The following is a 14934-nucleotide window of genomic DNA, read 5'->3' on the forward strand; positions in this document are numbered from 1 at the left end:
GGGGGTATTTTGATGGCGAAAAAGACCACAGATCAACCAATGTTTGACCAAAAAGCTTACAACAAGACGGTGCGAGCTTTAATTAAAAATACCAAAAAGGCCGGGCATATCACGTATGACGAACTGTCCGATCAGGTGGCAACTCCATACACGTTGGATGCCAAGCAGATGGATAAGTTACTTGAGACCATTTCCGATGCTGGGATTAGCGTGGTTGATGCCAAGGGTGAGCCAGACCCACGGGCCGTTAAGGCACAAAAGACCGTTTCTAAAAAGGAATTAAAGGACGCCGGCACTACGACTGGGGTTAAGATTAATGACCCTGTTCGGATGTACCTGAAGGAAATCGGGCGGGTTAACCTGTTAACAGCCGACGAAGAAGTTGCCTTAGCACTCCGGATTGAAAAGGGTGAGGAGTCTGCTAAACAAGAATTGGCAGAGGCTAACTTACGGTTGGTGGTTTCCATTGCCAAGCGTTACGTGGGTCGGGGGATGCAATTCCTGGACCTGATTCAAGAAGGGAACATGGGTCTGATGAAGGCCGTCGAAAAGTTCGACTACCGTAAAGGGTTCAAGTTCTCCACGTATGCGACCTGGTGGATTCGGCAAGCCATCACACGGGCCATTGCTGACCAAGCACGGACCATTCGGATCCCCGTGCACATGGTTGAAACGATTAACAAATTAATTCGAATTCAACGGCAATTACTCCAAGACTTAGGGCGGGAACCAACGCCTGAAGAAATTGGGGCCGAAATGGATATGCCAACGGAAAAGGTTCGCGAAATCTTGAAGATTGCGCAAGAGCCCGTTTCCTTGGAAACGCCTATTGGTGAAGAGGATGACTCTCACTTGGGTGACTTCATCGAAGACCAAGACGCTACCAGCCCTGCCGACCATGCGGCCTATGAACTCTTGAAGGAACAGTTGGAAAGTGTCCTCGACACGCTGACTGACCGGGAAGAAAACGTGTTGCGGTTACGGTTCGGCCTGGATGACGGCCGGACGCGGACTTTGGAAGAAGTCGGTAAGGTCTTTGGGGTAACGCGTGAACGGATTCGTCAAATCGAAGCCAAGGCGCTGCGTAAGTTACGGCACCCATCACGGAGCAAGCAACTCAAGGACTTCTTGGAATAGACTTGAAACGATAGTGCAACCAGTTATGATGCTGGTCGCACTATTTTTTTGTGTCAAAAATACCGGTTTAATTTCGTTAGTAGAAGTAAGGGCATCACCCGCTTAGCGAATGTAGCTAAGTTGGAATCGTTTACATAGAAAAATAGCTGAAGGCGGGTTATTTTATTGCGTCAAAAGTCTTGAAATATTCTCTAAAGGGGATATAATGTATCTCGTTTAAGAGTTAGGGATTTTAAAAGTTTTTGCGGTAAAGGAGGGTCGTTTTTGAAGGCAAAGCCAAGCTTAGAGCAGGCGCTGTGCATCGTGGCATTACTAGGAATTCAGGATCGAGAGATTCCGCTACATAGTCAACTTGTGGCTCAACGACTGGGAATTTCGACCAGTTATCTGAAGAAAATTGTCCAAAAATTGGCGGGAGCCAAGATTGTTAAGACGGTATCCGGTCGTGAGGGCGGCATTGTTTTGACCCGCGACCCCCATGAGATAACGTTACTTGAGGTCTTCGAAGCCATCGAAGGACAATCATTGTTTGTTAAGAACACGGGATTAGTCAATAAGGTTTTTGGATTTGATCAGAAACAAGCCTTTATGAACACCTATCAGCTAAATGACCTGCAGGATCAACAGCCAGTTGCCAATGTCTTAGCCGTTTTTGGCAGGGCAGAGGATCTGTATCGGCAGGAGTTAGCAAAGTTGACCATTGGCGAGGTCTTGCCCACAACGGATCATCAACCGGTTGAGTTGGACTGGACGACATGGTTAAAGCAACACCCATCAGCAGAATAGAGAAGAAATTATTTAGGAGGTTTTCCCGTGCGTTGGATGAATAAACATTACACCTGGAACGTCATCGGGTGGCTAGTGATTGTCTTGCTGGCCGTCCTGACGTTACCGAACATGAGTCAACTGGTGGCTGACAAGGGACAGATTACGGTCCCTGACAGTTATCAGAGCACCCGTGCGACGAATATGCAGAAGCAGTGGGGCCGTTCCCAACGCGGCACCACTGCGGTCGTGGTGGTCTTCAGCAACGGCAACTCGGCCTTGACGAGTTCCCAGAACACCGCGATTGACCAAACGATTCAGCGAATCAAGAATCATGAGTCCCAATATGAAATCCGGTCGGTGACCGCAGCCAGCGATAGTTCAACGGCGGCGTCACAGCTGGTTTCAAAGGATAAGAGTACGCAGTTACTGCAATTAAACGTCCATAAGTCCTCCAGTCATGGGGTGGCCACGATTCGGAGTCAAATCACGAACCTGGCCAAGACCAGCGGTGTTAAGACTTACGTTACCGGGGCCGATGTCTTGAATCAAGACTTCTCCGATGCCACACAGGCCGGGGTTCAAAAGACCGAAGTGATTGCGGCGATCTTTATCTTCTTGGTTCTATGGTTGGTCTTCCGTTCGCCGGTCACGCCATTATTCTCACTATTAACGGTGGCGGTATCCGTTATCACCTCGATTTCCGTGGTGGCCAACATGGTTGACCGCTTCAACTTCCCATTCTCCAACTTTACGGAAGTCTTTATTGTCATCGTGTTATTCGGGATTGGGACGGACTATAACATCCTCCTATACAATGAATTCCGGGAGCGATTGGCCCAAGGGCAGGATCGCTACTCGGCAACCAAGGACGCCATTAAGATTGGAGGCCGGACGGTACTTTACTCCGGGCTTTCCGTCTTAATCGGGATGAGTGTGCTGGGCTTTGCCAACTTCTCACTGTACCGTTCCGCGGTTGGCATCGCCGTCGGGGTTGTGGTCTTGTTGGCCGTTCTCCTGACCTTAAATCCATTCTTCATGGCCGTCTTCGGTAAACGGATGTTCTGGCCAGTCAAAAAGTTTGCCGGCGAAGGCGACAGTCGATTGTGGCACGGCATGGCCAAACACGCCATGATTCGCCCAATTATCACCTTAATTGTGACCGGAATTGTCTTTGTCCCATTAGCCCTGACGTCTCATGGGACCTTGGACTACGACAATCTGGTTGAAATTGGGAATAACGTTCCCGCCAAGCAAGGGTTCAAGATTGTTCAGAAGCATTTCTCCAAGGGGACTGCGGAACCAACGACCATTTATATTCAGAGTGATCACAAGTTGGACAACGAAAAATCCTTGATGTTAATCGACCGGTTAACCAAGCAATTGCAAGCGTCGACCGGAGTTAAGACCGTGGCTTCCGCTACCCAACCGGGTGGTAAGGAAAAAAGCTTTACGTTCGGAACCAAATGAGTACCGTCACCAGCGGATTGGCACAGGCCCAGGCCGGCGTTAATAAGGTCAACAAGGGTCTTAAGTCCGCCAACGACCAATTGAGCAAGCAAGATGTTTCCGGTTCGGTCACGTCGGCTAAGAAACTGGCCAGTGGGGCCCAAGAGGTCAGCACCGGGACCAATCAGCTACAGTCGGCCATTTCGCAGGTCTCGACCGGGGTTAATTCCCTGAATAGTCAGGTATCATCTGCCTCCGGTGGGAAGCAGGCAGCGCAATTAGCCCAGCTGGAGGCGGCCTTGCCACAGCTGAACGCGGCCATTCAAAAACTAAACCAACAGGTTTCGGGTAGTAGTACCAATACCAGCGGGATCAAGACTTCCCTGACCACCATTGGCGGGAAGACCCAGGATATTGGGAAGCAGTTGGCCACGGTGCAGAGCACGATGAAGAGCATGCCAAGTGTGGATGCTAGCACCGTCAGTGCCGCCTTTACCAAGGCCGGCGCACCACTATCCGCTGCTCAGAAGCAGGTGTTAGCGGGGGTTCTCAAGCAACAGACCGCTGCGCAAGCGAAGTTACAGACCGAATTAACCGCGTCACTGACTAAGATTGGAACGGATGCCACCTCCATCGGTGCCGCCGACAAGTCGGTTGCCAGCCAATTAACCAGCCTGCAGAATTCAACGGCGACGTTGCAAAAGGCAGTGGCGACGTTGGCCCAAAAGTCCAATATCGCGCTGCCAGGGGCGACGAAGGCCTTGAATGCGGCTAGCGCTCAGTCGAGTAAGTTATCCGGTGCCACTGGGAAGCTCTCCAGTGCGATGTTTACCATTAACGGTAAGATGCCAACGTTAGCCAGTGGTGCCAGTCAAGTGGCCGCTGGGAATCAGACTATGGCCGAAAAGTTGGCGGCTATGAGTCAGCAGTTGACCGACCTTCGGAATGGGTTAACATCCGCTTCGAGTGGTTTAACTCAGGTTTCTACCGGGGTTGGTTCGGCCAACGTTTACCTAAAGGAATTAAAGGATTCCGCTGCCACTGAGACCTTCTACATTCCTAGTGCGCAGTTGCACGGGGAATCGTTCAAGCCGGCATTGACGACCTACATGTCGCCTAACCGTAAGCTGACCAAGTTGACGTTGGTTCTCAACGACGATCCAAGTTCTGCGGCCGCCATGGCCCGGTTACCACAACTTGAAAAGGTTGTGAATGGATCGCTTAAGGGGACGAGCCTCGGTCATGCCAAGGTTGCCTTCGGCGGTAACACGTCGCAAACCAACGACATTAACGACATGGCTTCCGGTGACTTTACGCGGACCGTCATTATCATGTTGGCGGGGATCTTTATCGCCCTGATGGTGGTGACGCGTTCATTGGTTCAACCAATCGTCATCGAAGGGATCTTGCTGGTTGCCTACTCTGGGGCTTTGACCATTGTTCATTGGTTGGTTAAGCCAGTTCTGGGTGCCGACATGTTGACCTGGAACACGCCATTCTTTACCTTCGTTATGTTAATCTCCTTAGGGGTCGACTACTCGATCTTCCTGATGCGGAAGTACCGGGAGTCCTTACATGAGCCGGGTGCCACCAGCGATAAGATGCTGAAGGCCGCAACGGTCATGGGCACGGTGGTTATTTCCGCTGGAATTATCTTGAGCGGGACTTTCGCCGCGTTGATTCCATCAGGGGTCATGACGTTGATTCAAATCGCGTTGGCCGTGATCATCGGGATTATCCTATTGGTTGTCTTGTTGCCACTGGTTATGCCAGCGGTCATGAAGATCACCTATCCATATCCATATTCTAAGATTGCTCAGAATGCGGATGAAGAACAGGCCGAGCGGTCTACACGACGTCGGCGTCAGTAAAGTTAAATAAGAAGTCTCAGGTTGCCTTGGCGACCTGAGGCTTTTTTGCGTTTAGGCGTATTTTTACGACCAAGCCGGCCTGGTAGGTGAGAGACGATGGCGTATGTTCGAAAATTTCTGAAGATAATCAATTTGGTAAGGATAACTAACTAATGAAATTATCGTGGTTAGCCGTTTAAAAGGTCGATTTTTTTGAGATGTTAAACGTGATAAAAGTGGTCGAACAGGTTCAACGGCGTTAAGGAAAACGCTTCCATATTTGCATTGATTTACACGCTTAATATTGATATACTTGAATCAATTGATCGAGAACACACGGCAATTTGTCATTCCTAATGTCAGTCAAACATTGTAGGAGGAAGCGCCATGTATTTTAATCGGAAGACTATTACGAGTGAGCATCGTAAAATGTATAAGGTTGGTCGAGGCTGGGTCATTGGATCGATCGCCACTATCGGCCTCGTGGCGGGGTTGAGCGTTGGTCAGCCACTGACGGCATCGGCCGCCGAGGATCCGGCTTCCAAGATCGAGCAGCCACGTGATAACGAGGTCAAGCCGGCGGCCGAGTCGATGACCGTCGAGAATGAGCCGGTTGAACCGACTCCGGGAAAAGCGGGCGTAAGGCCAGGAGACGCCGCGACGACTACGCCTGCCAGTTTAACGGATTCCTATACCGACGCCCAGAAACAGGTCGACGTCGCCAACGGGAAAGCACAAGCGGTTAATGACAGTCTGGCCAAGTTACAAGACCTGTTACATACCTCGGAATTAACTACACAGGCTAATTGGCAAGAACGGTTGCAAGCAGCGCTGGATGAATATCAATATAATGCGCAGGCCTTCGGTGAAACCACCGCTCAGACTCAGGCCCTAATTACCGCCTATCAGGCCAAGATTAATGAAACCATTAAAGATCCGCCCAATGCTGTCAAACAGGTGACCGATACCGAAACCATCAGCGACGATCTGGTCGACTATCAAAAATTGACGGTCAATCTACAGAAAGACGTGGCGGCCCAAGTTCAAACGGTGCAATCAAATCTGGCCAACTATGTCGTTTCGGATCAGGTTAACCAGGCAAGTGAGGTGCTCACTGGCGCTGCCACCGCGTTAAACGTTGGCCTCACTAATCCGGCACTGACCAGCGCGGACCTCATAAAGTTGAAGGCGACGTACGATCAAGCGCTGACAGCCTACAATACTGTGGTCATTGCGTATAACGACAAGACCGGGGCGGCCATGGCCATCATTAGTGCGGACAAGAACCCAGAGATTACTCAGATGCTGGCCGATCTTCAGGTGGCGGAGGCTTATTCGCGGGCGGTCAAGCAATACCAAGGATTTCAGGATAAGGCCCAGGACTATCAGGCTGCGGTGAGTGATTGGCAGCAGGCGGTGAGTGCTTACAATGCTGCCTTGGACAGTTTAACCATGGCGCCAAGGGCCAACGAGACAGAACTTCAGGCCGCCCGGCAGGCGGTAGAAGCTGCCGCCAAGCAGATAGTGGTGGTGCAAGCTGTCTACACTGAAGTTGTGCAGGATCCCCAAAATGACGTCATTATCTCGGCTTACCTGGACGTTTACCAGACTTACTTAGATGCACTTGCCGCCCAAAGTAGTAAACAAGTCGATTACGATCGCGCGAAGACTAATTTAGATAATGCGACGCAACAATTGGCGGCTGCCCAGGCGGCCGGTCAGGTGACGACCTATTGGGAAGGCGAAGTCGCCAGACGATCAGCGGCTTTGGCCATAAATCAGGGCGTCATGGATACAGCAGATCAAGCGGTGGCGGATGCCGAAACGGCCATGCTGGATCCTAAAGCATCATTTGATGCCATGGTGAAGCGCGAGGAACTGGTTATCGAAAGCTTTAATGCGGCCCTTAACGACTTAAAGGCTAAGTTGGCTGTCTGGCAGAATGCCTACACGGCATATGAGACGGCGGTTACCCAGCCGGTAAGTGGCGAGTCCAACGCATCAGACTTGGCGGCGCTGGCAACGACCGTGTTGCGGACGCAGGCAGCAGTCCAAGCCGCCCTCTCAGCGATTACCCAGAGCCAGGCTGATTACCAGGACGCGTTGACGGCCTATCAAGCGGCCTTGGATAAGAGTGGGCGGACCACGGTTAAAGCGACCGATGGGACGCTACCTGATTTGGCGTCCTTACAAACGGACTTATCCAAAAAAATTGAGGAAAATGACGCTGTACTGGCCGCCACACCGAAATTGTTGGCGGTTATCGCGGCGCAAACCGCCTTACAACAGCGCAGTAATCAAATCAATCAAATCGTGCTCGCGATTAATACTGACCAAGCCATGCTAAAAACTATTTATGAAGCGGCTTATACGGGGAATATTTGGACGGTTCTGACGGATAGCTTCCAAACGATTGGGACTGATTTGGCTAGCAAGGCCACGGACTATCAATTGGCGATTAACGGGGATGATCAGCTCGCAAGCTATGCCGACCTGATCGCGACTCTAAAGGCGGCCAATGCGGACTATGGCAATACAGATGATGCCTACTCGTATCCGACGAATGATGATGTCACGGCCCAATACCTGAGATTTGGCACGAGCTGGACCAGCTTTGAACCGGCTTACCAGGAATTTTTAGACTTCCTGGCTAAGAGTGCGCCAACCGAGGAGAATAATGCGGCGGTTGTCGCTAGGATGAAAGATGGCGATTATCTATCGACTAATGGTGTCCACTCTGCCAGTGAGGGCGAAGAGCAGGAGCTGGGGACCTCGCACGTTAATATAAGTACCCGGTATGCCCAGAGACTAGATGATTTTCTTGGCCGGACTGTCACGGACTGGCAGGCAACGACTGAGGTGCAAATGACGCGGTGGAACTTAACCAAATTTCTTATCTACCTCACAGATACCACGCCGGCGAAGAGCGCAACCGGCTCGAACTATTTGATCGTTAGCGAGACCAGAAAGGCCGAATTTGCCGAATTACTAAAGGGAATGATTCAGCCATTCTTTGTGGCGGATGGCACGGTCTACCATTTGACGGCCCTTGGCGTTCCTGGGGCAGGAGTCGATGGGAATGACAAGCAACAACTCGATAGCTTGCAGGACGTGTATACCTTCGCGAGCTTTGACCCGGTAGGCGAGGTCATGAAGATGTTTACTGGCATGAGCTATAATACGCTGGTAAACACATCCTTCTATTTTCTCTATACCGCATCACCGCAACCGGGGGTCGACGATCGGACAAATCTTGCCGATCAGGCCACGTTACCGGACTTGTTGCCGTTTGCTGAGGACAACTTGGCGTCTTCGGGTTCCTGGCGCACGGGTTCCTTGACCGCTGGTGGAACCCTGGCGGCACCAGAGCCCAATCAAGTTGTCGATAGTGGGGGCACGGTGACCGGTCGATACGTTGGCGGCGAGACGATTGACAATTCATTTAGCGCGCTGGCCGTGAAGCAGGCGCCGACCATCAGCCTAAATCAGGTCAATGAAACGCCAACGGGCAATCCCGGAACGGTTGATCCCGGACCCGGAACAACCGCTCCCGGTAGCGAGTCGCCTGAACCTGGTGGTGACCAAGCGCCCGGGACTGAACCAGGACAGCCCACGACCTTACCAACCGATCCGGATAATCCAGGGGGTGGTGATCGTCTGGGGTCAACCACTGAACCGGGCCCGGCTGGTAAAACGTTCAAGTGGCGTGTAGCGCAGGTCAGCGATGATCGGCTGAACGTTCGTCTCGACAATCGGCAACCGACTGCCGATCGGGCGCTGGCCCGTGATCATTCGGCAGCCGCCACGCTGCCCCAGACAGGCGACCGCTCCCAGGGAATCTTGGGTCTCATCGGGAGCCTGTTATTGGCATTGGCGAGTGGGTCGTTCATTAAGCGGTGGCACGAAGATTAATGGTGGGCGATTCAAGTTTGCGGAAGAGGCGGTCAGTGGCCGTCTATTTTGTTGCCATCAAATTGGCGGTATTCAATTGTCCGGTGCTGTTTTATACTAGGACTAATGAGTTTTTTACGAGAAAGGAAGATTTGATTATGGATGCAGACCATCTATCAGAACGACTGGCGACGGTTGCCAGTTACGTGCCACAGGGGAGCCGGCTGGCCGACATTGGGACCGACCACGCATACCTGCCGGTTAACCTGGCCAAGCGTGGCGTTATTATTAGTGGGGTTGCCGGTGAGGTCGTGAAGGGGCCCTTTGAGAATGCCCGTCACGAGATTGAACGCGAAGGACTGACGGATCAGATCACGGCTCGCCTGGCCAACGGCCTCAAGGCCATCGAACCAGGGGACCAAATTGATACGGTTGTCATTGCCGGGATGGGGGGCGCCTTGATTACCCAAATCCTGACGCAGGACTTCCATCGTTTGGCGGGGGTTAACCGCCTCGTGTTACAGCCTAACGTGGGCGAAATGAACGTGCGGCAGTTCTTGATGGACCACGGCTTCGCCTTAGTTGCCGAGCGGATCCTAACCGAAGATGGTCATACCTACGAAATCCTGGTGGCAGACCGCCAGTCGGTTGCTCGGCCTTACACCGCCGATGAATTGCGGTTTGGCCCATTCCTGTTGGCCGAACACAATCCCATCTTTATCGAGAAGTGGCAACATGAGTTGGCCCGGAGCCAAGCCGTCCTGACACAGGTCCGGTCGGCTGCCGTGGTGCCCGCCGATAAGGTTGCCGCCTTGGAACAAGTGATTGCCGAGATTGAGGAGGTCCTCCACCGTGTTCGTGCGTGAGTTAATCGATCGGTTTGAACAGTTTGCCCCCCAGACCTGGGCGGAGCCTTGGGACCATGTCGGCCTGCAATTGGGCCGTCTGGACGCCGAGGTACACAAGGTCTTAGTCACCCTGGATGTTCGCCCAGAGGTAGTTGATGAGGCGATTGCGGTGGGGGCCGATCTGATTTTTGCCCACCATCCCCTGATGTTCCATGCCGCCAAGGACCTCGATCTGGCCAACCCGCAGAACCAAATGTATGCGACATTATTGCAACACGGCATCACGGTCTACGGGGCGCATACGAATCTGGACAGTGCGCCGGGTGGCATGAACGACTGGTTGGCGGCGGCCCTGAACCTCCAGGACTGTGAGGGCTTGGTGCCAAGCAACGGTGCCACGGCCACGCCGGTGGTGACCATGGGGCGCGTGGGTTCGTTACCAACGCCCATGACCGTCGGTAAGTTTGCGTTGGCCTGTAAACAAGTCTTTAACGTGCCTGGGTTGCGGTTAATCAGTCATCGGCCGGATGCCATGGTGCACCGGGTTGCGGTCTTGGGCGGCAGCGGCAGTGAATTCTATCCTGCCGCCATGGCGGCCAAGGCCGATGTCTATGTGACGGGGGATGTCTCCTATCATCCCGCCCATGACATGTTGGCGGCCGGGTTCAGCGTGGTCGATCCGGGCCACCATATCGAGAGCATTTGCATTCCCCATTTGACCAGCCTGTTTCAGGACTGGGCCACGGCGAATGACTGGCCACTAACGGTGGTGGCGACGCAGATCAATACGGATCCGTTTACTTTTATTTAGCGCGTTAAACGCGTAAACTAAGATTAGTGTTAATTTATTTGAGGAGTGATTTATGTTGGCAAAGTATGAAAATTTGATTCCCCGGTTTCTGAAATACGTTAAAATTAATACCCGGTCGAATCCTAACTCGACGACGATTCCTTCCGAACCGCGCTTAATGGACTTCGCAAAGGGCTTAGTCAAGGACCTCAAGGCCATTGGCTTGGATAACGTCCACATCAATGACCAATCCGCCTACGTTTACGCCACGCTACCAGCGAACACGACGAAGCAGGTCCAAAAGATTGGGTTCATTTCTCACTTTGATACCGCAGACTTTAACAGTGAAAACATCCAGCCACAGATCGTGGAAAATTACGATGGCAAGTCTGTTATCAAGTTGGACGACGCCGGCAAGTTCACCCTGGACCCAGCCGTTTTCCCTAACTTGAAGAACTATGCTGGGCAAACGCTGATTACCGCCGATGGGTCCACGCTGTTGGGTGCCGATGACAAATCCGGGGTTGCTGAAATCATGGCGGCCATGGAATATCTGTTGGCCCATCCAGAGATCAAGCATGGTGAAATCGAAATTGGCCTGGGGCCCGACGAAGAAATCGGCTCCGGCGCCGACCATTTCGATGTTAAAGATTTTGGCGCCGACATTGCTTACACGGTTGATGGTGGACCATTAGGCCAATTGGAATATGAAACCTTTAACGCGGCCGATGCCCAGGTTGAAATTACCGGGACCAACGTGCACCCCGCTGAGGCCAAAGGGGTCATGGTTAACGCGTCACAAGTTGCCATGGACTTCCATGCCGCCTTACCCGCCCATGACCGGCCAGAAAATACCGAGGGACGTGAAGGCTTCTTCCACCTATACAGTATGAATGGCACCGTTGATTCTGCTCACTTGGGCTACATCATCCGGGACCACGACCGGGAAATCTTCGAAGACCGCAAGAAGCTCTTCCAAGGGATTGCCGATCAGATGAACAAGGACTTCGGGAGTGACCGGATCAAGGTCACCATCAAGGACCAATACTACAACATGCGTGAGGTTATCGAGAAGGACATGACCGTGGTTGATTTGGCCAAGGATGCCTTCGATGCCTTAGATATTAAGCCACTCATCTTCCCAGTTCGTGGGGGGACCGATGGTTCTAAGATTTCCTTCATGGGCTTGCCAACACCAAACCTATTCGCCGGTGGGGAAAACATGCATGGCCGGTTCGAATACGTTTCCGAAGAGACCATGGAACGGGCAACCGATGTCGTCGTTGAGATCGCCAAACTCGCCGAGGCACAGGCCTAAATTAATTAGTCAAACTTGGTCAAATTATTTTCAATTTCGATCAAGATCAGTTAGAATATGAATGAAAAATCGAGGTTAACCGGTTGGTTGCCTCTTTTTTAGACCGAAAAATCATGAAATCAAACCAAATTAAGGGGGAGTTTAGATGAATCCAGAAAAAATGACGCAGGGCTTAACTGACGCGATTGCGGAGGCCCAACAGATTGCCATGACGCGGCGGCACCAGGACGTGACGGTGGCCCACCTGTTCAAGTTTTTAGTCCAGCCGGGTGAGTTGGCCCGCCAGATTTTTCAAGACGCCGGGTTAGACGTGACCGCACTCGATCAGGAGCTCGACCGCGAGTTGGACAGCATCAGTACGGTTACCGGGAGCGGTGTCCAGTATGGTCAACAGTTCTCGCGCAACCTGACGGAGCTGTTCCAAACGGCCGATCAGGTGCGGGCCGCCTACAACGATGACTTTATGGCCATCGATACGGTGGTGATTGCCCTGATGAAGCTGACGGGAGAGTCACTGACCGACTACCTGAAGGCCCAGGGCATCACGGAAAAGAAGCTACGTCAGGCCGTCGATAAGCTGCGTGGCGGCGAACGGGTTACCTCGAAGAATCAGGAGGACCAATACAAGGCACTGGAAAAGTATGGGACCGATCTGGTTAAGGCCATGCGGAGTGGCAAGATTGACCCCATTATTGGTCGAGACGATGAGATCCTCTCGGTCATTCGGATTTTGTCGCGAAAGACGAAGAACAATCCCGTGTTGATCGGGGAACCCGGGGTTGGTAAGACCGCGATTGTCGAGGGCTTAGCCCAACGGATTGTTCGCGGCGACGTGCCGGATAACTTGCAGGATAAGACGATCTTCTCCCTCGACATGGGGTCCCTGATTGCTGGGGCCAAATACCGGGGTGAATTTGAGGAACGACTGAAGGCGGTCCTGAAGGAAGTCACCAAGAGCAACGGTCAGATCATTATGTTCATCGATGAGATTCACAACATTGTGGGTGCCGGGAAGACCGAAGGCAGTATGGACGCCGGCAACCTGTTGAAGCCGATGTTGGCCCGCGGCGAACTCCACTTGATTGGGGCCACGACATTAGACGAATATCGCCAATACTTGGAGAAGGACAAGGCCCTTGCTCGTCGTTTCCAACGGGTCGTGGTGGATGAACCCAGTGTGGACGACACCGTGACCATCCTGCGGGGACTCCGCGAACGCTTCGAGATTCATCATGGCGTTCGGATTCACGACAATGCCTTGATTGCGGCGGCTAAGCTGTCCGATCGTTATTTGACCGACCGGTTCCTGCCGGACAAGGCGATTGATCTGGTCGATGAGGCCTCGGCCTCGATTCGGGTCGAAATGAATTCCGCCCCAACCGAACTGGATCAGGCGCGGCGGCAACTCATGCGGATGCAGGTCGAACAGACGGCGCTGAAGCAAGAGACGGATGCCGCCTCTAAGCAACGGCTGACAGAATTGAAGAAGGAACTGGCCGATACCCAAGAGAAGGTTGACCAATTGGGGGCCCGGTGGCAAGACGAGAAGAGTGCCATTAAGAAGCTGGGCGATCAGAAGCAGGCCCTAGACGAGGCCAAGCGTGATCTGGCCAACGCCGAGGCCCAGTATGACCTGAACAAGGCGGCGGAGCTTCAACACGGAACCATTCCCCAGTTGGAAAAGCAATTGGCCGTGTTGGAAAAGCAAGACCAGCAGGCCAACTGGCTGGTATCCGAGTCCGTGACCGAAAATGAAATCGCGGCGGTGGTTAGTCGAATGACCGGGATTCCCGTGACCAAGTTGGTCCAAGGCGAACGCGAGAAGTTACTGAAGCTAGCCGACCGGCTGCACGACCGGGTCGTTGGGCAAGATCAGGCGGTCTCTGCCGTGGCGGATGCCGTCCTGCGCTCCCGAGCCGGTCTACAGGATCCGACGAAGCCATTAGGATCGTTCCTATTCCTCGGGCCAACCGGGGTAGGTAAGACCGAGTTGGCCAAGGCATTGGCCGAAAACCTCTTTGACAGCGAGGATCACATGGTCCGTATCGATATGAGCGAGTACATGGAGAAGGAATCCGTCTCTCGTTTGGTTGGTGCGGCGCCCGGTTATGTGGGCTACGAAGAAGGGGGCCAGCTGACCGAGGCCGTGCGGCGGAATCCGTACACGATTGTCCTGTTTGATGAGGTGGAAAAGGCCCATCCGGATGTCTTTAACTTGCTCTTGCAGGTCTTGGATGATGGGCGGTTGACCGATAGCCAGGGCCGGACCGTGGACTTTAAGAACACGATCCTCATCATGACCTCTAACCTGGGTTCCGAGATTTTGTTGAATGGCACCGACGATCAGGGCCAGATCGAACCAGCGGCACAGAAACAGGTGGCCCAATTGCTGCAAACCCACTTCCGGCCCGAGTTCTTGAACCGGATTGACGAGACGATCATGTTTACCCCATTATCCTTAGCAGATGTTCAACAGATTGTGGTTAAATTGATTGATCACTTGGCGGTTCGGTTACACGAACAACAGCTCGATCTGACGATTTCGCCGGCGGCTCAGGCCTGGATTGCCAAGGCAGGGTATCTGCCAGTCTATGGCGCGCGACCACTGCAACGATTCATTACCAGTCATGTGGAGACGCCATTGGCTCGCGAGCTGATTGCTGGGAATATTCCGGCGCATAGCCTCATTACCATTGACGTAGCCAATGATGCATTGACCTTTACGCATGCACCACAGCCAGTTGCAGATTAAGTGAAGAATGGTTTGAAAGGAGCTTGGCGTTAGCCGGCTCCTTTTTTGAAGTAAATTTAGAACACGCGTTCGTATTTGCCGACAATGGCTGGATTTCTGGTATAATAAACCTAACGATTTTTCAGAAAGGGGCG

The 14934-nt window shown here is 52.7% G+C and carries 9 protein-coding genes; all 9 read left to right on the top strand.

Annotated features, from left to right (window positions below; translation table 11 throughout):
* Positions 1-6: 6 nt before the first annotated feature.
* Positions 7-1137 (top strand): RNA polymerase sigma factor RpoD, encoded by a 1131-nt coding sequence (gene rpoD / locus EKM96_RS04125; RefSeq protein ID WP_382336242.1) that lies wholly within the window; start codon positions 7-9, stop codon positions 1135-1137.
* Between the two features lie 264 nt (positions 1138-1401).
* On the top strand, positions 1402-1923 hold the full coding sequence (locus tag EKM96_RS04130) for an RrF2 family transcriptional regulator (protein ID WP_125640120.1): 522 nt from the start codon (positions 1402-1404) through the stop codon (positions 1921-1923).
* Positions 1924-1959: 36 nt separating this feature from the next.
* Entirely contained in the window at positions 1960-3372 is a 1413-nt protein-coding gene (locus EKM96_RS10800; protein ID WP_382336243.1) for an MMPL family transporter, read from the top strand.
* Complete coding sequence (locus EKM96_RS10805) at positions 3369-5222, top strand: MMPL family transporter (protein WP_382336228.1); 1854 nt, start codon at positions 3369-3371, stop codon at positions 5220-5222. The genes EKM96_RS10800 and EKM96_RS10805 overlap by 4 nt, the downstream gene beginning before the upstream one ends.
* A gap of 366 nt (positions 5223-5588) precedes the next feature.
* The gene (locus EKM96_RS10755) at positions 5589-9113 is read left to right on the top strand and encodes a KxYKxGKxW signal peptide domain-containing protein (protein ID WP_125640122.1); all 3525 of its coding nucleotides are present in this window, start codon (positions 5589-5591) and stop codon (positions 9111-9113) included.
* Positions 9114-9250: 137 nt separating this feature from the next.
* Positions 9251-9958: a tRNA (adenine(22)-N(1))-methyltransferase gene (locus EKM96_RS04145; RefSeq protein WP_125640126.1), complete on the top strand. Its 708-nt coding sequence runs from the start codon at positions 9251-9253 to the stop codon at positions 9956-9958.
* Entirely contained in the window at positions 9945-10751 is an 807-nt protein-coding gene (locus tag EKM96_RS04150; protein WP_125640130.1) for a Nif3-like dinuclear metal center hexameric protein, read from the top strand. Before EKM96_RS04145 ends, EKM96_RS04150 begins: the two co-directional genes overlap by 14 nt.
* A 55-nt stretch (positions 10752-10806) precedes the next feature.
* Positions 10807-12048 (top strand): peptidase T, encoded by a 1242-nt coding sequence (gene pepT, locus EKM96_RS04155; RefSeq protein WP_125640358.1) that lies wholly within the window; start codon positions 10807-10809, stop codon positions 12046-12048.
* Positions 12049-12193: 145 nt separating this feature from the next.
* Positions 12194-14800, top strand: a complete 2607-nt coding sequence (gene clpB / locus EKM96_RS04160; protein WP_125640133.1) for an ATP-dependent chaperone ClpB — start codon at positions 12194-12196, stop codon at positions 14798-14800.
* The last annotated feature ends 134 nt before the right edge of the window (positions 14801-14934 follow it).

This window comes from Levilactobacillus tangyuanensis, from assembly GCF_003946545.1.
GTDB classification, from domain to species: Bacteria; Bacillota; Bacilli; order Lactobacillales; family Lactobacillaceae; genus Levilactobacillus; species Levilactobacillus tangyuanensis.